Raw genomic sequence first — 21,434 nt, 5'->3', positions numbered from 1 at the left:
GTAATGAAGGGGGGATGCTTAGCCACCCCGCGTATGATAATTTCGTAACAATAAATTGCATTTTATTACATATAGGCCTGTTTAGGCTGAGAGCTTTGTAGGATTTATTGTGGCTCTGCTGTCTGTTGGGAGCGATTGAAACGCCACAACTTGTTATAATTAATTAAACCTTCTATTTCTTCAACATACGCTTGGCCACGTTCTGAATAACGTTGTAAACCATGCACTAGAGCTAAGCCTGTAATTTCTTCGTTGTTGTCACGCAATTCGGCGTGCGCTGCGCGCAACTCTTTATAGGCTGCGTTTGTATTTAGGTTGTCTATGTATGCAAAGACAGACTCACGGGCGTCGTTAAACTTGCGAACTTCATGATCCGCATCGCTGTCCCTTGATTCTGGCACTAGGCCACACCCCTTGCGAAAACACCATTGTCCAAAATAGTTATTTCCTTCTGTTGCAAAGCGGGAAGTACCCCAAGCGGATTCATTTGCGGCCTGGGCTAATACTAAGGAAACAGGAATAATATCGAGTCGATTCAGCAGAACTTTGAGATCTTCTTTTGAATAACTATCAAGCTTTTTGAGTTTAAGATCTTGTCGAAGAGAGGAGATCCACTTTCTGTTTTTATTTGACAACTTCTTGCTGCTGTTGAGCAAATCGGTTAAACGTTCACGGTCCTTTAAAATAAGGTTGTTTTTTTCATTTACAAACGGAGATAAGTAGTCAAAAAATGCGCTCTTACGTTCACTGATGTCTGTGATGGTTGCAAAGTCTGGGCGGCTGGTTTCTATGGGGTGTGATTTAAAGTAGCTTTTTTCGTTAGAGGTTGCTTCTTCCGCGTCTTGATGTGGCTCGCTTGATTCTGGTTTTTCTTCTTTATAGTAGCGTTCTGTATCACTTTTAAAAGGACCTGCTTTTATCCACAGAATAAATATCAGTGCAAAGGAGATAGTCCACAGTATTCTTTTTTCCATAAGCCACAACTCTCAAGTATTTATATTTTCTAGCAAGCGCTACTTATGTCTGTAATGGCTGGCTAAAGCGAATAAAAAGTGAGCGTATTATCCTTAAAAAGCACTCACTTTAATAGACTTTAACTTAGGCTTCTTGAATTTGCCTTAATTCCCTTTTTAGTCCTCTAACTCTCAATTAAAGAGTGTAGCAGGTCCGGCAGGAACAAGCTGGGTAGGATTGATGGTTGTATGGCTGAAGTAATAATGGCGTTTGATATGCTGTAAATTGACCGTGCTCGCAATATTGGGCACCTCGTAAAGACGTTTCAAATACGCATTAAGATGTGGGTAGTCTAAAATGCGCTTTATATTGCATTTAAAGTGGCCAAAATAGACCGCATCAAAACGAATGAGTGTGGTAAAGAGTCGCCAATCCGCTTCAGTTTGTTCATCCCCAAGCAAATAAAGGCGATCTGAAAGACGTATTTCCAAAAAGTCCAGCGTGTCAAACAGAGGTGTTAATGCCTCCTCGTAAGCGTCTTGAGTTGTAGCAAAGCCGCATTTATACACCCCATTGTTCACTGTGTTGTAAATACGTTCGTTGATCTCATCTATCTCTGCTGCTTTTTCAGTGGGATAAAAATCGAGAGTATTCCCAGTGATATCATTAAATGCATGGTTAAAGATACGGATAATGTCTGCCGATTCGTTAGACACTATGGTTTGGCGCTCTTTGTCCCATAAAATTGGAACAGTTACTCTACCGCTGTAATTAGGATCTGCTTTGGTATAGAGCTGATGAGCAAAATCAAAGTGATACAGTGGATCGCCCATTGTTACATTTGGGTCGTCAAAATGATGATCGTGCTTAAACTCCCAGCCATTTTCGAGCATGTCTGGGTGCACGCAGCTGATACTAATAATCTCTTCTAGTTGCTTAAGTTTGATGAATGCTAAAGTACGGTGCGCCCAAGGACAAGCGAGGGAAATGTACAGGTGGTAGCGTCCCTTTTGAACAGGAAAATGACAAGTATCATTTGAGTTGTACGCATTTTCTGGGTGAATCCAATTTCTGAAAGCCGATTCGCTGCGAACAAATTTACCTTGGTTTGCTTTTGTGTCGTACCACTGATCAACCCATTTTCCGTCGACAAGTAATCCCATTGTTTTTTCCTTTAATTTAGAATTCACATTATTATTGATGAAAACGAATCGTTTTCGGGGCAATATATTGGTCGTATTTAATCGAATGATTCGATGGGTTTGATTTCTCTATGTCCGAACGTTTAAGTTCATTGTTAGTGCCTTGCTTCATTCTTCTAGTAAGTATTTATGCTAGTTTGTATGTCGGGTTGCTGCCACCTTTGTGGTTTAGTTTGCTGCCTTTATTGCCGTTTATCTTATCCGGTGTTGCGATTCTTCTTGCTTGGCATTTTAACAAAGGCCGAGTGTTGATCCTTATCCTGTTACTGCTGATTCCTAAGTTATACGGGGATTTTGATCAACAGGCCTCATTGACAGCGTATTTGGTGGTGTCGTGTTTTTGCATTGCCTTGCTAAGTTTTGTGCCAGAAAGGGGCTTTTTTAATCGTTTTGCGATAAATCGCATTCTGTTTGTGTTTATGTTGGTTTGCTGGTGCTATGCGATAGAACGTAGTTGGGTATCTTTTGCTTTTTTAGATAGTTCTTTTTTTGGCACCAATGTGAGTTGGTCGACAATTTTGCTCTGGTGTGTATTGGTCGTTAGTTTGTCAGCGATAGGTCTGGCTTGGTGGTTGAGTGGTGAGGTATTTCGGGCCAGTGGGTTAGTAAGTATCGTCAGTCTGCTGATTATTAGCCACTTTGTTTCATCAAGTGTTCAGTTTGATGCTTTATTGTCTGCGCAGTTTCTGTTGTGGATTTGGTTTTTGCTGATGGAAAGCCACCGAATGGCGTATTTAGACGATATGACTAAGTTACCAGGTCGGCGTGCATTAAATGAGCAACTTGTTGGTTTGCCTAAGCAATACGCCATTGCGATGGTTGATGTGGATCATTTTAAGTCATTTAATGACACTTATGGCCATGATATGGGTGATAAAGTGCTGAAAAGTGTGGCGTCTGTATTAAAGCAACATGCTAGCCCTGGTCGCGCATTTCGTTATGGTGGGGAAGAGTTTACGATTGTATTCCGAGGTCGACATCTTGGGAATGTTGAACATGTTTTAGAATTGGTGCGTAAGAATATTGAATCTACTCTTGTTAAAGTGTTTGACCCTAAAAAGAAAAAAGATGTGGAGGTTAATGTAACCGCCAGTCTTGGAGTTGCTTTTGCGGGCCAAGGTGAGTCGCCGGATTCGGTGCTAAAACGAGCCGATGACGCCTTGTATCAATCAAAAAAGAAAGGAAGAAACCGTGTTTCCAAGTCCTCTTTGCCGAGGAAAATACCGTAACCTAAAATAATTGATCAATCGGTCAATTATTTTCATTCCACCTATTGCGCCCTAATGTCACTTGTTTAATAATGAATCTACTTATTCATAAGTGACTGTATGTGGCTTTAATCTTCATACTGTCACTTAAGGTTGCTTTCATGAGTAATCTTAAAGAACATTGAGATGCGCATTTTTATTGTGCCTCGATTACAGTGCCAACGTGGTGTAGCAGTTAGCCCAGTGACGAATGCCTATAGTCATGACGGTCTCTGCTACGAGGGGAAATGGGGAGCTTCGGCTCCCTTTTTTTATGCTGATTTTTCTTATCGCTTCGTGTCAATTCTAAAGGATGTTATTCTTTCGCTGGTATCGCTCAGGATGATAAGTCGATATCTATTACTTTTCCCCTTTAGTAAAAAATACATTGTGAGGCCACACGTTGAGTGAAGAAAAACGACCAAAAGATCAGTTAAAAGCGCATATTCGCGCTCAAAACCAAGCACTTATTTTGGAAACGTCTGAGCGTGTTTTTGCGCGACAGGGGCTTGCGAAAACAACGACGCAAATGATCGCTGATGAAGCGGGACTCCCTAAAGCTAATGTTCATTATTACTATCGTTCTAAAAAAGATTTATTAGAAGCTGTGTTGGAGCGCATTTTGCGCTTATGGTTGGATTCTGTCAGTGAATTTAATCTTGAAGAAGGTCCCAAACGCAATTTAACGCGTTATATTAGCGAAAAAATAGATCAATCTCGTATCAACAAAAACGCCTCGAAAATTTTTGCTATGGCGCTGATTGGTGAAGAGCATTTTGTTTTAGATTATTTACGAAATTTATTTGTTACTGAGTTGAAGCGAGAGAAAGCTACCATTCAAGCATGGGTGGATAAGGGGTTAATGGCGCCAGTATCGACGGAGCATCTTTTTATCAGTATTTGGGCGATGACGCAGACTTATGCCGATTTTGATGCGCAAGTGAAAATAATGCTGCAGAAAGACGAGCTAGAAGAAAGCGACTTTGATGAAGCGAAACAGTTTATTACTCGGATGGTATTGGCTGGTTGTGGTGTGGTTGAGCATTAATTGAGGGCAGGTTATGACATTAGAAAGTGGGATTACGTTCTTTTTGGCCATCTTTATTTTTAGCATTACCCCAGGCCCTGGTGTGTTTGCTATTTTGGCTAGAAGCATGTCTAAAGGGGCGCGTGCCAGTATTTCCTTGAGCGCTGGAATGGTGTTGAGTGATATTGTCTATTTGGTGATGGCTTGCTTTGGTTTGGCAGCCATAGCGTCTGCTTGGGAAGATCTTTTTTTAGTGATTCGTTATGCCGGTGCGGCGTACCTGATGTATTTAGGTTGGAAAATGTGGGTATCGCCAGTGGCAACAGCCTCTTCAGAAAATGATGTGCATGCAGAAACAAATCAAGTCGCAAGTTTTATTCAGGGCTTTATGATTTCGGCATCTAATCCCAAAGTGATTTTATTTTATGTGGCTTTTTTACCGACCTTTATGGACCTGACTGTATTGAGCGGCTTTGATATTGTATTGGCTTCGGTGCTGGCTTCGGCTGGACTTATGCTGGGGTTGACCATTATTTCTGTGAGCGCTTCACAGGCGCGGCGCTTTATGAAATCGGAGCGCTCAATGAAGGTATTAAACAGAACGGCGGGGGGATCATGGCCAGTGCTGGTGCGTTTCTTGCGCTAAAAAACTAGCCCTTTTTCTATAGTCAAACAACGGCTGTTGTTCAAAGCAATAGCCGTCGTTTAAAACAGTATAGGCCGCCTATTTTAGGTCAATAAGGCGGCCTATTGTTTTATACGGGTTGCTAACGGTTAGCGAGTGCCGTAAATACGGTCGCCAGCATCGCCAACACCTGGACGAATATAAGCATGTTCGTCAAGGCCACGATCGATCGAGCCTATGTACATAGCAACATCAGGGTGTGCCGCTTTAAATGCTTGAATGCCTTCTGGTGCCGCAAACAAACAGATAAAACGAATGTCAGTGGCACCCATTTCCTTCATTTTTTCGATCGCCATGATTGCAGAGTTGCCGGTTGCGAGCATAGGGTCGACCACAATAATGGTACGTTCGTTAACGGAATGTGGCATTTTTAGATAGTATTCAACCGGTTGTTTTGTTTCTGGGTCACGATATAAGCCAACGTGCCCAACTCGAGCGGAAGGCGACAGTTTCAATACTCCCTCTGCTAATCCGTTTCCTGCTCTCATTATCGTCACGATACACAGCTTTTTGCCTTTTAAAACTGGGCACATGGCTTTTTCAAGAGGGGTTTCTATTTCGACATCAGTCGTTTCTAAATCGCGTGTTGCTTCGTAGCCTATGAGTGTGCCGAGTTCTTCTACCAGCATTCGGAATTCACGTGTGCTGGTGTTTTTGTCGCGAAGACTAGTGAGTTTGTGCTTCACAAAAGGATGTTTGATCACAAATATATCGTTGTAAGCCTTAAGGAGTTCATCGCGGGTCATTAGCCTTTCCTTTTTTGATCACTTTGGAAGTGTGAGATTGATCGAGTTGTGTATAAGTCATGGGGGCTATAATAACACTAAGTTGGTATTGACCAAATAACTAATCCTGTCTACACGGTTAGTTATTCATGAAGTAAGTAAGGATTGGGAAAAGTAAGGGATGGTGTTGTTTTCAGAAATATTGTCATTACATATGAGATAACCCAGTAAGAAGTAGCGAATGTCTATTTTTGAAGTTTGAACCTTTAGATTCATTGAGAAATATATTATGAACGATGACGAACAATATTCAGATGCGCAAGAAGGAAATGAGGTTATATCAGAAGAGGAGAGTGTGGTGATCAGTGATCCACGAGGTCTTGCACTTCCTGATGATGTGTTGCCTGAGACGCTTTTTATTTTACCTATTTCAAGTCGTCCTTTTTTTCCGGCGCAGGTTCAGCCTGTTATGGTTGACGCAGAGCAGTGGGAAAACACACTAGAGCGTATTGCGGAGCATCCTCAGGCTGCTGTGGGTTTGGTCTATGCGGACAAAAAAGCCAAAAAAGCGCCTTCTGTTGACGAGTTTCGTGCAATTGGTTGCGTCGCTAGAGTGCACCGAGCAGAAAAGCAAAATGATAAGTTAACGTTTTTGGCACAAGGCGTGAAGCGTTTTGAGGTGATTGAATGGCTGAGTGAAGAAGCGCCTTATCTTGCACGTGTGCGTTATATCAATGATGTGAAGTCAAACGATGACGAGTCGAAGGCTTATTCTATTGCCATACTGGATGCGATAAAGCAGCTGATTCGTTTGAATCCATTATTTAGTGAAGATCTACGACAATATTTGGGGCGATTCTCGTTTAATGAATCGGGATTGCTAGCGGATTTTGCCGCATCGATTACCTCTGCAGAAGCGGAAGATTTGTATGACGTATTAGCGACCATTTCCATTCCTGCTCGTATGCATTTGTCCCTTACATTGCTAAGGAAAGAGTTAGAAATTGCTCGCCTTCAGAACGAAATAAGCGCTGAAGTGAACGATAAGATTAGTAAACATCAGCGAGACTTTTTTCTAAAAGAGCAGCTGAAAGTCATTCAGAAAGAGTTAGGCATTTCGAAAGATGATCGCACCTCAGATGTGGAAACATTTCAGGCTCGGTTGGAAGGAAAAACCTTATCGAAAGCCGTGAATGATAAGATTCAAGAAGAACTACATAAGCTCAGCATTCTTGAGACCGGTTCGCCTGAATACGGTGTAACGCGCAATTATTTAGATTGGGCGACGTCATTACCTTGGGGAGTGCATTCAAAAGATAACCTAGATATTGCCTTAGCCCGTGATGTACTAGAGTCTCATCATGCGGGTCTGGGAGATATAAAGGATCGCATTGTAGAGTTCTTAGCTCTTGGTGCGCATCGCGGTGAAATGGGCGGCTCTATTTTGTTGTTAGTGGCTCCTCCAGGGGTTGGTAAAACGTCAATTGGTAAATCGATCGCTGAGTCGTTGAATCGTAAGTTTTATCGTTTTAGTCTTGGTGGCATGAGAGACGAAGCGGAGATAAAAGGCCATCGACGCACCTATATTGGCGCATTGCCAGGCAAGTTTGTACAAGCCTTGAAGGATGTGGAGGTTGAAAACCCTGTCATCATGTTGGATGAGATCGACAAGATTGGCTCTTCTTTTCAAGGCGATCCGGCTTCATCTTTATTAGAAGCGTTGGACCCTGAGCAAAATAGTGAGTTCTTAGATCATTATTTAGATATGCGTATCGATTTGTCGAAAGCCTTGTTTATATGTACCGCTAACCAGCTTGACACCATTCCACCTCCTTTATTGGATCGAATGGATGTTATTCGCCTGTCTGGTTATATAGGCGATGAAAAACTGGCGATTGCCAAGCAGCATTTATGGCCAAAATTGCTAAAGAAAAACAAGCTGCTTAAAAAACAGTTAAACATTACCGATGCGGCCTTGCGTCATATTATCGAGCATTATGCCCGTGAAGCAGGGGTTCGAGGCTTAGATAAATTGCTGCAAAAGGTATTGCGTAAATGCGTGGTCGAGCTGATGACGGGCGAAAAAGAGCGCATTAATATCGGCGTGAAAGATGTCGAAACGCTGTTGGGAATGCCATATTTTAGACCTGAGAAAACCTTGCAAGGGGTAGGTGTGGTGACAGGTTTAGCCTGGACTTCCATGGGGGGAGCGACCTTACCGATTGAAGCCAACAAGGTACATGAATTAACGCGAGGCTTGAAACTCACAGGCAAGCTGGGTGATGTGATGAAGGAATCAGCCGAAATTGCTTATTCGTACGTATTTTCTCATACGAAGAGTTATCAAAAAGCCCCTGAGTTTTTTGATAAGAGCCTTGTGCATTTGCATGTGCCTGAAGGGGCAACGCCAAAAGACGGCCCAAGTGCGGGTATTTCGATGGCGACAGCTTTGCTATCTTTGGCCAAAGGCGAACCCGTGCGTCGAGGATTGGCGATGACGGGCGAGTTGACGTTAACAGGTCAAGTGCTCGCTGTTGGCGGTATCCGTGAAAAAATCATTGCCGCTAAGCGCAGCAAAATTAGTGAAGTGATTTTGCCTGAGTCTCAATCGTCGTGATTTTGAGGAGCTACCTGAATCCGTTAAAGATGGCATGACGGTGCATTTTGCTGAGCGTTTTGCTGATGTTGAAAAGATCGTTTTTAATCGCTCAAATAATCATCTTCATTAAGTTATTCACAAAGTAAGCATTTTCTCAAAACCTCATACATGAGAAAATATGGAACCGGACGAGCGGGTGCTTGTCCGGTTTTTTATTATTTGTCGTATCGTTTGGCGTTGCTTTGGTGATGCTGCATAGTAGATACGCCATTTTTAGGGGAAACGAATGCCTGGTTCGGCAAAGCTTACGCAAGGTTCAACATTTAAGCATGTAGTTAGCATGTCTGTTACTGGTGCGTTAGGCTTGATGTGTATGTTTTTGGTAGACCTTGTCGATATGCTGTTCCTTTCTATGTTGGGGGAGAAAGAAGCGGTAGCGGCGGTGGGTTTTGCCAGTACTATCATGTTTTTTACCATTTCCTTGAGTATTGCTGTGTCGATTTCGGCGACTGCATTAGTATCTAAAGCCATTGGTGAAGGAAATATCGAATTAGCTAAGCGTCGAGCCGTTAATGTATTGGCGTTTGGTATTCTATTTTCGTCAGGTGTTGTCTGGTTTTTATGGCCAAATATTCCTCATATTTTGTTGTACATTGGTGCAACGGGCCGAACTCTTGATTTAGCGACAGACTATTTGCAAATTCTAGTGATCGGTATGCCTGCTGTTATGATTGGCATGATAGGTTCTGGAATCATGCGTGCCTTAGGGGATGCACGTCGTGCGATGTACGCTACTCTTGTGGGTGGATTGGTTAATGCCGTGTTAGACCCTATCTTTATTTTTGCTTTTGGACTAGGGGTGCAAGGTGCCGCTATTGCCTCGTTGATTGCGCGCTTTTCTATGGTGGCGGTGTCTTATTATGGCGTGGTATATATCCATAAAATGTTGGGTGAGTTCGATCTAATAGATTTTTTCAAGGACGTTAAGTCCATTTCTGTGATTGCCGTTCCTGCGATGTTAACCAATATGTCGTCTCCGTTAGCAAACGCGATTGTCATGGAGCATACTTCGTCATTTGGCGATGATGCGGTAGCTGCTGTGGCAGTGATAGGGCGTATTATTCCCGTTGTTTTTGGTGGGGTGTTTGCTTTATCCGGGGCGGTAGGGCCGATATTAGGACAAAATTACGGTGCTGGCCGTTTTGATCGAATGCACAGTACGATTAGTAGCGCTGTTGTTTATGCTTTTGGTTATTGTTTGTTGCTGTGTGTTGTGTTGTATCAGATGCAGGATTGGCTGGTAGCTACTTTCAATGCCACACAAGGCAGTGCTGATATTATTCGTTTTTTTGCGACTTTTGTTTCTTTTAGTTTTTTCTTTCAAAGTTTGTTATTTATTGCGATTGCTGTTTTTAATAATCTGGGTAAGCCCTTAAATAGCACGTTGCTGAACTTCGGTCGCGCGACGCTTGGAACTTGGCCGCTCATTACGGTGTTTTCTCTTTTTATGGGAGCAGAAGGGATATTGTTTGGGCAAGCTATTGGTTCGGTGATTTTTGGCTGTTTGGGTTTCTATATGGCAAGAAATTACATCACTGAGCTGGAAGAGAAGGAAGCTAAAGAAATCCTACCAAGTAATCATCTTAGCTTCGATGAGATTATTTGACCCGTTATACTTTTATCGCCCAGAGTAAAAATTCTTGGTTGCCATCCCCGCCTTTTATTGGGCTTTCAATATAGCATTTTACTTCAAAACCGAGCGATTTAATAAAGGCTTTCATGTCGTGTTCAAGCTGATCGACACGGGGTTTGTTTTTGACGATTCCACCTTTGCCAATAAATTCTTTTCCTACCTCAAATTGTGGCTTTACTAGAGTAATAATATGGCCATTTTTAGTCAGTAAATCTGGCAGTCTAGGCAAAATCTTAGTTTGTGAGATAAAAGAGACGTCCATGACAACAAGATTAAAACCATGTTGAGGAAAGTGTCCCTGTAAATCTGCTACTGATAAGTCACGTGCGTTGATGCCTTCTAAGCAGACAATCTGTTGATGGTTGCGTAGTCTAGGGTCTAATTGGTCGTGACCCACTTCAACTCCGACCACTTTTGCCGCGCCGTGTTGAATAGCACAGTCACTAAAGCCTCCGGTAGATTGGCCGATATCTAGGACATGAAAGCCTTCGATGTTTAATTGAGTGTGCAGTAAAGCGCCTTCAAGCTTTAATGCCCCGCGAGAAACATACTTATCGGCTTCATCCTCAGTAAGGCTAAGTTCGATATCCGAGGAGAGTTTTAAGCTAGGTTTGGTGACTTTTATCCACTGTGTGTTTTGTTTGTATGATACTCGTCCTTCACTGATAAAGGTTTGTGCCTGTGAGCGCGATTTGGCTAGGCCTTGCTCCGTGAGAATTAGGTCGATACGTAACATAGAAACACTCAATAGTAAGATAACGGTCGTAAATATTAGCAAAAATTACAGAATCAAAGTAGATTTAAACCAATAGAAAAGGTCTGTTTTATGACCGTGGATGACTGTCTGAGGAAAAGCCTGTGTTATTAAAAACGTTAATAAATACAAATGAACTGGCCATACTGCTTGGGCTGCCGGATGTGGTTGTTTTAGATTGTCGGTTTTATTTGACCGATCACACGAAAGGTAGGTCTGAGTATAATAAAGGGCACATTCCTGGTGCTATTTTTGTGGATGTTCATCATGAATTGGCTTCGCCAGAAACCACGTTGACTGGCCGACACCCTTTGCCAGAGGAAATGGTTTTTTCTAAGCAGTTGCAAGATTGGGGCATTGATATGAACTCTCAAGTCATCGTTTATGATGATATGGGAGGCGCCATTGCCGCTCGTGCTTGGTGGATGCTCAGTCAGCAAAATGTGGATGTTAGAGTCTTGAATGGTGGCTTTCCTGCATGGTGTAAACAAGGTAAAGACGTCTCTGTGACACCCAGTATTGCTACACCAACATCCAATCAAATAAAGGTGTCATTTCCTTGGGCTATTAGTGAGCAAGCCATTGTGGAAAATTTTGAAACCAATCAATTTCAGTTAGTGGACGCGAGGGCAGCAGATCGTTTTAATGGCGAAAATGAAACGATAGACCCTGTTGCTGGCCATATCCCAGGTGCGATAAACCGTCCTTTCTCCGATAATTTAGACCCTGAGGGGTACTTTAAACCCGCTGAGCAGTTGCATGTCGAGTGGCAAGATTGGTTGTCTGATAATGGTGATGCTTATGTGTATTATTGTGGATCTGGGGTAACTGCCTGCCATAATGTTTTGGCTTTGAATCATGCAGGGATAGAAGCAAGACAAGTGTACGTGGGATCATGGAGTCAATGGTCTAAGAGAATGCTGAGAGCGTTAGCGACTTGATTGGAGTTAAACTTAGCCTCTGTTAAATAGAGGCTAAGCTGTTTGCAAGACTATTGCGCTTAGTTTGGTGTTGCGCCAGCCATAAAAATTTGCACTTGTTGGTGTGTTTCACCCCAGATGTGTGACTTAATGGCGTGCAAAAAACGTTCTGCTTCTTTTAATGTGACAATACCGTCCATTAATTTGATGCCAATGCCTTCTTGGGTAAAGAAAAAATACCAAGTGTGCTTGTCTACAATTGCTTCACCTTCTCCGTTATTGTAACAGACTTGCTCAAATGGATAATCGCTGGGAATAAAGCAGGAAAGCTCTTTTCCTGCCGCGCCATAGTTGAGATCCGGGATGTAGCCTTGACGATCGACCAGTTCAAATTTCATGTGGAACTCCTTGTTTTTTTATTGATATTAGCCTTGGTGTTCTCTATTCGCTGACTTTATTGATGTAATTCACAAAAAAAGCATGATTTGGCATTTTTAATTATGGTGCAAGCTGTAAAATAGCGTCTTTTGAATACAAATTCTATCTTTATAGTGAAGGGTAAACGCAATGAAAATAGCAGTGGCAGGAACAGGGTACGTTGGCATTTCTAATGCTCTGTTATTAGCGAAGCACAATCAGGTTGTTGCTTTAGACATTGTTGCCGCTAAAGTGGATATGCTCAACAATAAACAATCCCCGATTGAAGATCGTGATATTGAACGTTATTTAATTGAAGAGACGCTTGATTTTGCTGCGACCCTTGATAAGGAGGAAGCATATCTTGGTGCAGACTATGTGATCATCGCGACCCCCACTGATTATGACCCTGAGACCAATTATTTTAATACACGCCATGTTGAGTCTGTTATTCAAGACGTTATTCGCATTAACCCCAAAGCAATTATGGTGGTGAAATCAACCGTTCCGGTTGGCTTTACGAAATCTGCAAGCGAGCGTTTTGCAACGAGTAACCTGTTGTTTTCGCCTGAGTTTCTGCGAGAAGGTAAAGCCTTACACGATAACTTATACCCTTCTCGCATTATTGTCGGTGAAGTGTCTGATCGAGCCTCAGGTGTTTGCTAATCTTTTGGTTCAGGGCGCAGACAAAGAAAATATTGATGTGTTGCTAACGGGGTCGACAGAAGCGGAAGCGATTAAGCTATTTGCCAACACTTATCTAGCTATGAGAGTGGCATTTTTTAACGAGTTAGACAGTTATGCAGAATCTCACCATTTAGACAGTCGTCAAATAATCGAGGGCGTTGGGTTAGATCCCCGTATAGGAAGCCATTACAACAATCCCTCCTTTGGCTATGGCGGCTATTGTTTGCCAAAAGACACTAAGCAACTGCTTGCTAATTACGATAAAGTGCCTAATAACTTAGTGCGTGCCATTGTTGACGCGAATGCGACTCGAAAAGATTTTGTTGCTGAGTCCATTTTGAAAGGTAATCCTAAAGTGGTTGGTATTTACCGATTGGTCATGAAAGTTGGTTCAGATAATTTCAGAGCATCAGCGATTCAGGGCGTTATGAAGCGTATTAAAGCCAAGGGGGTTGAGGTCGTTGTGTATGAACCCGCCCTTGCCGAAGATCGATTTTTCAATTCAAAAGTGATAAAAAATCTAGAAGAGTTTAAAGCGCTCTCCGATATTATTGTTGCGAACAGAATGACTGATGATGTGCTTGATGTGAAAGAAAAAGTCTATACACGTGATTTATTTGGTGTGGATTCTTGATTAGATTTCTGATTTACATTATCAATTTTCATTTTTAGGTATGATCATGGCGACCAGTAGTAAGCGTTCTGTTTTTAGCTGTTTTATAATCATAAATATATTTTTTTCTGTTCTTATATCTATACGATATTTTTCATTTTTGCCTGAGTTTCCAACGGATGTATTAGGGGCTTCATTTATTTTTACTAGCTTAATAGGGCAGATGGCGCTATTAGGTGGTATATTAGGTTTTTTTCTTTCTTCTTCGTTTTTTTACCTAGAAAGATTTTTTATTTTATAGTGAGTCTTTTGGCTTCTGTTGCATTATTTGTATTGCTAATAGATACCTTTGTTTTTGCTCAATATCGTTTCCATATTAATGAGGTGGTTCTTAAACTCGTCTTTTCTGGCGATGTAGTCGATTTTTCTCTTCTTACTTGGTTCGTCGTTATAGTAAGTTTTCTTGTTATATTTCTTATCGAGTATTTTTTACTGCATTTCCTCACTAAAGATATAGGTAAAAGCGTTAAAAAAAGATATTTCGTTTCTGTATTTATTGTGTGTTTTTTAGCAAGTAACTTCATTCATATATGGGCAGCGGCAAATGCTTATCAGCCAGTCACTATAAGTAAAAGCTATCTGCCTTTATTTCAGCCAGCTACTGCAAATGGGTTTATGCGTAAGCATGGTTGGATTGATGAAGAAGCATTGGCTCAGCAAAAAGAGTTATCTTTAAAAGTCAGCAGTAATCTTAATTATCCAAGAGAAGTGCTCAGTACTATTTCTGTAGATAAGCCAGTGAATATTTTATTCTTGGTAGTCGATTCGTGGCGTTTTGATACCTTTAACGCAGATAATACGCCGAACTTATGGTCATATGCTCAAAATGGCGTTTCTTTTTCGAACCATATGTCTACAGGGAATGCCACTCGAACGGGGATTTTTGGTTTGTTTTATGGTTTGCCTGGTACATATTGGCAGGCAGTATTATCAAATCAAAAGTCGCCTGTTTTAATGGACAGGCTTCAAGAATTGGATTATCAAATGGGAATATTTGCTTCTGCGTCTCTTACAGACCCAGAGTTTAATAGGACTGTTTTTTCTAAAATAAATAATTTGCGGCTCAGATCTGAAGGTGAATCTCCAGCTGAAAGAGATCAGGGGTTGACCGAAGATTGGTTGCGCTGGTATCAAGCGAGAGATAAATCCAAACCGACTTTTTCGTTTCTTTTTTACGACGCTCCGCATGGCTACGATTTTCCGAATGATTATGATAAACAATACACGCCAATGCTAAATACGGTGAATTATCTGGCTCTTAATAACGATACAGATCCAACCCTTTTTATGAATCGTTATAAAACCAGTGTGCGTTATGTAGATGAGTTGGCTAAAAAAGTATTGGATGAGCTGAAAGAGAGTGGTGATGCAGAGAATACTCTTGTCGTTATTACTGGTGATCATGCTCAAGAACTCAATGATAATAAATTGAATTATTGGGGGCATAATAGCAATTTTACAGCGGCACAGATTCATGTTCCATTTATCATTGTTGGGCCTGATTTTTCCTCTGCCGACTCTAGTGATGTTCAGGTTTTAACTAGTCACGAAGATCTAGTGCCAACCTTAATGAAAAACTATCTTGGCGTGAATAGTCCTATAGATAGTTATTCAGAAGGATTAGACCTTTTGCATGATAAGACCAGAAGAGAGTGGGTGTTATCATCAAGCTATTCTGGCTATGCAATGATTACTAAAGACAGTATTTTAGAAGTTGGAGCAGGCGGTCAATATAAAGTTTATGATCTATCTAACCGCGTAAAAAAAGAGGCTGAACCAAACTATATTTATTTGAAAGATGCATTAGAAAGTATCAGCCGATTTAAGAAGTAATAGAGCGTTAATAACAGCTAAAGAGAATTCTCTTTAGCTGTTATTTTATGATAAAGAGATGAATAACTTTCTGCCATTCTTTGTGGTGTATAGTTTTCGAGTTGTTTTTTTGCGCCTTCAACTAATTTCGCTTGAAGAATCTTATCGCTAGAAAGTCTAATGATGGCCTCCTTTAATGCCAAACTATCATTTGGAGGAACTAGGATGCCTGTCTCATTATTAATAACAATATCTGGGATACCACCAACATTAGAGGCAATGATAGGCACATTGGCATCCATCACATCTAACAAAGTTGATCCTAGGCCTTCATTGCGAGAGGGGAAAGCGAAGAGGTCGAAGTAAGGTAAATAATCACCAATCTTGGCTTTAAATCCCATCCACGTAATGTTTGTCATTCCTTTGGACAAAGACTCAAGCTCTTCTTTGTCGGCACCATCACCAAAAACAATCTGCAGGTTAGGATGGCTTTTTTCTAATAAAGCTGCGGCTTCAATGAGTACCTTTTGTCCTTTGTGTTTATCAACTAAAGCACCTACATGACCCACAATGGTTTTTCCAGGAAAGGCGCTACGAAACAACTCGCCTTCTTTATGATTGGTTTCTAAGTGGGCAAGCGTGCTTGGAATCTGATAAACCTCTCCCCATTGTTTATCGCGAATGTGGTTGGCAATAAGTGTTGATATGCCAACTAGTGCAGATGCATTTTGGTAAGTCTTTTGGTTTAGCCATTTATCTTTTACAGCCGTATCTACTCGCCGAGTAATGATATAAGGCGTACTTTTTAATAGCTTATGCACATAAGCCCAATGAACCGCTTTCGCCTCATGAGCGTGAACAATGTCGACCTTAGGGGTAGTGTAGTGCCCTGAGAGCTGATGATTTGCGGTAACGAAAGATAAATTGTCTATATCAGCCAGTCTATCGCGCAGAGGGGAGTCTTTACGACAAGCCAGTAGTTGTTGGGTATTAAAGTGCTTAGATAACGCTCTAATAAGCAGTTCAGTTTGCCTTTCTCCACCGCGGAAACCCTTGGCGAGATTGACATGGAGTACAGTTAGCGTTTTGCTCAAGGTGTATCGCCTGTTTTATTACCAAATATTTTTGAAGTCGTCTTGTTGAGTGACGCTTGGATCGCGTTGATATTCCAGTAGTTTTGCGTATTTTAAATAGCTATTCACCGCTGCACTTAAGGCAACGGTCATTCCATCAACACCACCCATAAAGCCTCGTTGAAAAATATATTTACGAATAAAGGCATTTAAGCCATGAGTGAAAGGAGATAAAGCATTTGCTCTCTTACCCTTGGCGTACATTATTTTTGCTGCTCTACCGCTGAAATTACGGCCTGGCTTGGCAAATAATTCGCCGATGTTCTTAAAGGAGTAATGGACAATATCCGCATCAATATTTTTGACATTTTTTGTTTGCACACTGGCGTGCTGTTTTACATCTGCGAAGCGGGTTTTGCTTGTATTGTATAAACGTATGCAGCGGTCTGGATACCATCCACAATGTTTGATCCAGCGATCACCTATCATGTTTTGTCTACGAAACGAATACGCCTCAAAAGTGGCTGACTCTAAGTCGAGTTGTTGGATGGCTTCTGTCATCTCAGGGGTAAGGCGTTCATCAGCATCTAAGCTTAATACCCAAACATTTTTAGTATGATTTAGCGCAACATTTTTTTGGATGCCGTCGCCTAGGTAGGGTTGATGCACAATGGTCGCTCCTAACTCTTGAGCGATGGTAACGGTATTATCTGTGCTGCCAGAGTCAACCACGATAATCTCATCGCATACAGTTTGCATGGATTTGATGCACGCTGCGATATTTTTTTCTTCATTTAAGGTGATGATATTACCTGAAATTTTCATACTTAGCTCTTTAGCAGTGTCACCGCATGATCTATTACGGCTTGTGGTTGGATAGTTTTTATACCTTGCCCTTCTTGTGGAAGTATTTTTATCGATTTTGGATGATATAGAAACCACTCTGTATTTGGTTCTCTGAAGAGTCCAATATAGGGTTTTTGCATACATTGCGCTATATGAGAAGGGCCGCAATCATTTGCGATTGTCAAATCGCATTCATCCACTAATTTTGCGATGTCTTTGATGGGGATGTTTATATACAAAGAAAAGCGGTTATCAGAGCGTATGAGTTTTTCCACAAACACAATTTCATCTTTCTCGTCAGGCCCTAGTAATACATTGATATGGCAGCTTTTATTGACTGACTGTGCAATTGATTTGCTCGCTGATACGAAGTTTTCGATCCCCCACTTTTTTATTTCTCCGGCACCACCACCGGGCATAATAAGGATGTTTAGTTCTGCTTTTTTTGTCTCTAATTTGGAGTCCTTTATTAAAGAAAAAAATGGTGCGGAAAGATGTTCTAATAGTGCTTGTTCATCTTTAATAAAGATCTTCAGATAGGCGCTTGCCCTGTATTCACTAGTACATAATACATTGTGAGTGTTTGATGTCAGACGTGCGAGAGAGTCATTTTTGACCAGATCAAATAGATTCCCTTTTCCCAGAATCTTATGCAGCATGACGGGGAGGCGATTGCTTGGTCTTAAATTAAGTAAATTATCACAGCTGCAAAGCTTTTTTATTTCTTCTATTTTGCTGTTTGAATGAATGCACTCTTCTATCCATGGTAGTTGTTGATAAACCCATGAAACATTGCTTTTTGATAAAAGCGTCAGAGGCACTTGTTTTCCATGATGAAGGAAAAAAAGTACAAAACAGGTAGGCTGGTTATTTGAGCGCCAAAGTGTGGTCTGTTTCTAAGTAGTACAAGATTCATGGGGAAATGACTGCCCTTATCACTCTATCTGGAGTGAGTTGAGTCTGACAGTTCGTGTGCCCTAATGGGCAAGTCCGTTTAAAACAAGGTGAGCATTCTAGGTGAAGGTTATGAATGGTCTTGTTTTCCGTCAGAGGTGGGGTGAACGCTTCGCTAGTCGAGCCATAGATGCCGTGAACTTCTGTTCCTACCGCAGCCGCGATGTGCATCAAACCAGAATCATTGCTCACCGCTTTTTCTGCGGCGGCAAGTAGGTCTATCGCATCGACTAATTGTGTTTTACCGCATAAATTATGGGCAAATTCGCCTAATCCTCTTGTTATAATTTCGCCATCCGAGGCGTCTTTCGGGCCACCTAAAACCCAAATTTGGTAACCCGAGTCAATGGCGCTTTTCGCTAATTCGTGAAAGTAGGCAATGGGCCATTGTTTTGAAGGGCCAAACTCCGCCCCAGCCATCAGCGCAATGGCTGGTCTATCTGATAAATGGTGCTGTTGATAAAGACTTTTCTGGTTTTCTGAATTAACACTTAAAGCAGGAGACGGAATATCCACAGGTGGATACGCCTGCTCTTTTGGTAGACCGAGAGAGGTAAAGCGCTTTACGGTTTGATTTAAAATATTTTTATCGAGCTTGCGACGCTCGTTGAGTAACACATAACGCTGTTCACCAGTAAAGCCAACACGATGTGGCACTTTGGCAAAAAAAGGCACTAAAGCTGACTTCCATGAACGAGGCATAATAATGGCATGGTCATAATGTTCTGCACGCAGGGTATAACCAAGGTTACGGCGTGTGCTGATGCCCCATTCACCATGACTTGTTGGCAGGGTGATGGCATGTCTTACTTCTGGCATACGCGCTAAGATAGGAGAAGACCAACTGGGGCCTATGACATCAATAATCGCTTCTTCATCACGTTGTTTTAGCGTGATGAAGAGACTTTGTGCCATCACCATGTCACCCACCCAAGATGGGCCAACTATTAAATATTTAGCCATGTGTATCGAGCCAACCCAAATAGTCTTGCACACCTTGTGCTAAGCCACGAAAATTACCTTTGTAGCCTGCGTCACGAAGTTTACTGATATCTGCTTGAGTAAAGCTTTGATAAGCGCCTTTCAAGTGTTCCGGGAAAGGGATGTATTCAATTTCGCCTTTTTTATAATGGGCGATAACCGTTTCCGCTATGGTGCGGAATGGTTCTGCTTTGCCTGTGCCTAGATTGAAAATTCCAGATTTTTCCGGATTTTCTAGAAACCAAAGTTTGGTATTTACGAGATCTTCAACATAAATAAAATCTCGGCTTTGACCGCCCGCCTCGTAGCCATCGTAGGCGCCAAATAATTTCGGATTTTCGCCTGCCAGTACCTGATTGCGAAGATGAAAAGCCACACTGGCCATACTGCCTTTGTGTTGTTCACGAGGACCATAGACATTGAAGTAACGGAAACCCACTATTTGGCTTTTCGCTTTCGGTAACACTGCGCGAATGTATTGGTCAAATTGAAATTTAGAGTAGGCGTACATATTAAGCGGTTTTTCGTTTTCGCGAGATTCTTGGAAAACGGGGCCAGAGCCGTAAACTGAAGCAGAGGATGCATAAGAGAATGCGGCTTCATGCTTTAGGCAAAAATCTAATACTGCTTTTGAATACTGGTAATTGACGTCCATCACATATTTGCCGTTCCATTCGGTGGTTGCTGAGCAAGCACCTTCATGAAAAACGGCAATCGGGTTAATGCCTAAGGTGTCATTTTTAATGGCATCTAAAAAATCGTACATATCCATGTAATCGGCAATATCAAGGTCAGATAGATTCAGACACTTTTTCCCATCTGTCAGGTCGTCGACGAGAAGGATGTTTTTGATGCCTTTGTTATTTAGGGCTTTAATGATATTACTGCCAATGAATCCAGCACCACCAGTGACTATATACATAACTTATGTCCTATTTTGTCTTTATTAAGTATGTCTTTAAAACCAGACTTTTACTTAAAAAGAATCTTCTAAATCATTATTTGCTTTTGCCCATGCTATCACTTCTGTAAGGCCTAGAAAAATATGATAGCTGCTCGTGCCTGGGAGTGGAAAGTCTTTTGGCGTATTATCGGCATTAAGGTATTCGTTCCAGCGCCCATTTGGCTGTAAATAGTGTTGTTGCATAAAGTCGAGCGCTTTTTCTAAACGATTTATTTTTTCTTCTTTTCCGATGGGCATAACCGTGACGGCTTTCAGGTATTCAGTGATCGGCCAAATACGTTTTTCTTTGTCGATAGGGTGGTAGTCGTTGCCGTCGATCTGGTTGTAAATCCCCCCATTGTTTGCAAGTCCATGGCGGCTAGCTGTTAGCCAGAGTTGCTGTGCAAGGTCTGTATAGTCTGAATTAGGTAAAATTTTATTGGCTTGATAAAGCAACCATACCCACTCAAAGTGATGGCCAGGTTCTACCAGATGTCCCGTCGTTGGGTGTAACTGCCAGTCTGTGTTGAAAAACTCACGCAGTGTTTTGGACTTTTTATCATAAAAATGCGCTAAGGCTAAGGCAAGAAGGGATTGTATTGTTGCCTTATAGTCAGCATCTTGAGTGACTTCAAAGGCAGCAATATAGCCTTCTAAAAGGTGCATGTGTGGGTTTTGGCGACGAGTCTGTTCAACATCGACAGGAAAAGATTCATAAAAGCCGCCGGATTCAGCCTGCATATTGTTTAAGAGAAACTGATGTGTTTCTTTCATGTAAGAAAGCGCTCTGTCATCGTTTGTCACTTTGTAGTAGTGGCTAAAGGACAGTAGAACAAAGGCGAGGGCATAGGCATCAGAGTGTTGATCTTTAATGGATAAATCGTCATTTAAAGCGAAAATCCAACGACCATCAATGAAGTATCGAGAAGTAATAAAATTAAACAGTGGCCCTAACAATGCTTGCCAATCTTTGGTGTGATGATTTTGGCAGGCATGGCTAAAAGTATAAAGTTGGCGGCATTGAGTGAGTAAGCGAATACGGTTAATGGAGTTTATTGTCCAGTCATGATTCATGCTTTCATAGCTAAAACCCTGTTCTTTATCGATGCCATGACGCGACCAATTCTTCAATAGCCCATCAAACAAAAAAGATTGGCTAGATAGTAGAGCGGAATTCAGCATTGTGTAAAAGCCTTATTTCGTGTGTTTTAGGTATGTCCAACTTATTGAGGGAGTATGATA

Annotated in this window: 18 protein-coding genes and 2 pseudogenes; 9 read left to right on the top strand and 11 right to left on the bottom strand. The window is 41.6% G+C overall.

All coding sequences use genetic code 11. The features are described from left to right. Nucleotides 1-104: 104 nt before the first annotated feature. Nucleotides 105-974, bottom strand: a complete 870-nt coding sequence (locus AC0L6V_RS11895; protein ID WP_418138306.1) for a glucosaminidase domain-containing protein — start codon at nucleotides 972-974, stop codon at nucleotides 105-107. A gap of 171 nt (nucleotides 975-1,145) precedes the next feature. After that, complete coding sequence (locus AC0L6V_RS11890) at nucleotides 1,146-2,117, bottom strand: glutathione S-transferase family protein (RefSeq protein WP_265218501.1); 972 nt, start codon at nucleotides 2,115-2,117, stop codon at nucleotides 1,146-1,148. A 110-nt stretch (nucleotides 2,118-2,227) separates the two neighbouring features. Between AC0L6V_RS11890 and AC0L6V_RS11885 the strand changes: the two genes are divergently transcribed. The 3 genes from AC0L6V_RS11885 to AC0L6V_RS11875 all read left to right on the top strand — a co-directional run bounded on the left by AC0L6V_RS11885 (nucleotide 2,228) and on the right by AC0L6V_RS11875 (nucleotide 5,076). Then, nucleotides 2,228-3,385, top strand: coding sequence for a GGDEF domain-containing protein (locus tag AC0L6V_RS11885; protein ID WP_265218502.1), 1,158 nt, complete (start codon nucleotides 2,228-2,230; stop codon nucleotides 3,383-3,385). Nucleotides 3,386-3,806: 421 nt separating this feature from the next. Continuing rightward, nucleotides 3,807-4,451, top strand: coding sequence for a TetR/AcrR family transcriptional regulator (locus AC0L6V_RS11880; RefSeq protein WP_265218503.1), 645 nt, complete (start codon nucleotides 3,807-3,809; stop codon nucleotides 4,449-4,451). A gap of 13 nt (nucleotides 4,452-4,464) precedes the next feature. Continuing rightward, complete coding sequence (locus AC0L6V_RS11875; RefSeq protein WP_418138305.1) at nucleotides 4,465-5,076, top strand: LysE family translocator; 612 nt, start codon at nucleotides 4,465-4,467, stop codon at nucleotides 5,074-5,076. A 128-nt stretch (nucleotides 5,077-5,204) separates the two neighbouring features. Here the strand turns inward: AC0L6V_RS11875 and upp are convergent, their stop codons facing one another. After that, complete coding sequence (gene upp, locus AC0L6V_RS11870) at nucleotides 5,205-5,861, bottom strand: uracil phosphoribosyltransferase (protein WP_265218505.1); 657 nt, start codon at nucleotides 5,859-5,861, stop codon at nucleotides 5,205-5,207. A gap of 268 nt (nucleotides 5,862-6,129) precedes the next feature. Between upp and lon the strand changes: the two are divergent. Continuing rightward, a pseudogene (gene lon, locus AC0L6V_RS11865) lies at nucleotides 6,130-8,569 on the top strand (endopeptidase La). A 156-nt stretch (nucleotides 8,570-8,725) separates the two neighbouring features. Then, nucleotides 8,726-10,105, top strand: a complete 1,380-nt coding sequence (locus AC0L6V_RS11860; protein ID WP_265218506.1) for an MATE family efflux transporter — start codon at nucleotides 8,726-8,728, stop codon at nucleotides 10,103-10,105. Between the two features lie 4 nt (nucleotides 10,106-10,109). Here AC0L6V_RS11860 and AC0L6V_RS11855 read toward each other — a convergent pair whose 3' ends face one another. Further along, nucleotides 10,110-10,868, bottom strand: coding sequence for a TlyA family RNA methyltransferase (locus AC0L6V_RS11855; RefSeq protein ID WP_265218507.1), 759 nt, complete (start codon nucleotides 10,866-10,868; stop codon nucleotides 10,110-10,112). Between the two features lie 122 nt (nucleotides 10,869-10,990). On the opposite strand from AC0L6V_RS11855, the gene AC0L6V_RS11850 reads away from it, so the two are divergent. Continuing rightward, entirely contained in the window at nucleotides 10,991-11,827 is an 837-nt protein-coding gene (locus AC0L6V_RS11850) for a sulfurtransferase (protein WP_265218508.1), read from the top strand. A 59-nt stretch (nucleotides 11,828-11,886) separates the two neighbouring features. Here the strand turns inward: AC0L6V_RS11850 and AC0L6V_RS11845 are convergent, their stop codons facing one another. Next, nucleotides 11,887-12,204 (bottom strand): hypothetical protein, encoded by a 318-nt coding sequence (locus AC0L6V_RS11845; protein ID WP_265218509.1) that lies wholly within the window; start codon nucleotides 12,202-12,204, stop codon nucleotides 11,887-11,889. A 169-nt stretch (nucleotides 12,205-12,373) separates the two neighbouring features. Between AC0L6V_RS11845 and AC0L6V_RS11840 the strand changes: the two are divergent. The 3 genes and pseudogenes from AC0L6V_RS11840 (at nucleotide 12,374) to AC0L6V_RS11830 (ending at nucleotide 15,416) form a co-directional block, all read left to right on the top strand. Further along, nucleotides 12,374-13,544: pseudogene (locus AC0L6V_RS11840) on the top strand (nucleotide sugar dehydrogenase). 40 nt (nucleotides 13,545-13,584) lie between these two features. Beyond that, nucleotides 13,585-13,824 (top strand): DUF3413 domain-containing protein, encoded by a 240-nt coding sequence (locus AC0L6V_RS11835; RefSeq protein ID WP_418139056.1) that lies wholly within the window; start codon nucleotides 13,585-13,587, stop codon nucleotides 13,822-13,824. Between the two features lie 8 nt (nucleotides 13,825-13,832). Next, entirely contained in the window at nucleotides 13,833-15,416 is a 1,584-nt protein-coding gene (locus AC0L6V_RS11830) for a DUF3413 domain-containing protein (RefSeq protein ID WP_265218511.1), read from the top strand. A gap of 17 nt (nucleotides 15,417-15,433) precedes the next feature. Here the strand turns inward: AC0L6V_RS11830 and AC0L6V_RS11825 are convergent, their stop codons facing one another. The 6 genes from AC0L6V_RS11825 to AC0L6V_RS11800 form a co-directional block, all read right to left on the bottom strand. Beyond that, nucleotides 15,434-16,489: a glycosyltransferase family 4 protein gene (locus AC0L6V_RS11825; protein ID WP_418139055.1), complete on the bottom strand. Its 1,056-nt coding sequence runs from the start codon at nucleotides 16,487-16,489 to the stop codon at nucleotides 15,434-15,436. Between the two features lie 18 nt (nucleotides 16,490-16,507). Then, nucleotides 16,508-17,293: a glycosyltransferase family 2 protein gene (locus tag AC0L6V_RS11820; RefSeq protein WP_265218513.1), complete on the bottom strand. Its 786-nt coding sequence runs from the start codon at nucleotides 17,291-17,293 to the stop codon at nucleotides 16,508-16,510. A gap of 2 nt (nucleotides 17,294-17,295) precedes the next feature. Continuing rightward, a complete protein-coding gene (locus AC0L6V_RS11815; protein WP_418139054.1) occupies nucleotides 17,296-18,135 on the bottom strand; it encodes a glycosyltransferase family 9 protein in 840 nt (279 codons plus the stop codon). 91 nt (nucleotides 18,136-18,226) lie between these two features. Next, nucleotides 18,227-19,231 (bottom strand): lipopolysaccharide heptosyltransferase II, encoded by a 1,005-nt coding sequence (gene waaF / locus AC0L6V_RS11810; protein WP_265218515.1) that lies wholly within the window; start codon nucleotides 19,229-19,231, stop codon nucleotides 18,227-18,229. Then, entirely contained in the window at nucleotides 19,224-20,171 is a 948-nt protein-coding gene (rfaD, locus tag AC0L6V_RS11805; protein WP_265218516.1) for an ADP-glyceromanno-heptose 6-epimerase, read from the bottom strand. The genes waaF and rfaD overlap by 8 nt, the downstream gene beginning before the upstream one ends. A 54-nt stretch (nucleotides 20,172-20,225) precedes the next feature. Beyond that, the gene (locus AC0L6V_RS11800) at nucleotides 20,226-21,374 is read right to left on the bottom strand and encodes an AGE family epimerase/isomerase (RefSeq protein WP_265218517.1); all 1,149 of its coding nucleotides are present in this window, start codon (nucleotides 21,372-21,374) and stop codon (nucleotides 20,226-20,228) included. Between the last annotated feature and the right edge of the window lie 60 nt (nucleotides 21,375-21,434).

The organism is Marinomonas sp. G8-14, assembly GCF_055808935.1.
The sequence above is the reverse complement of the archived record's forward strand: the minus strand, read 5'-3'. Positions and strand labels throughout refer to the sequence as shown.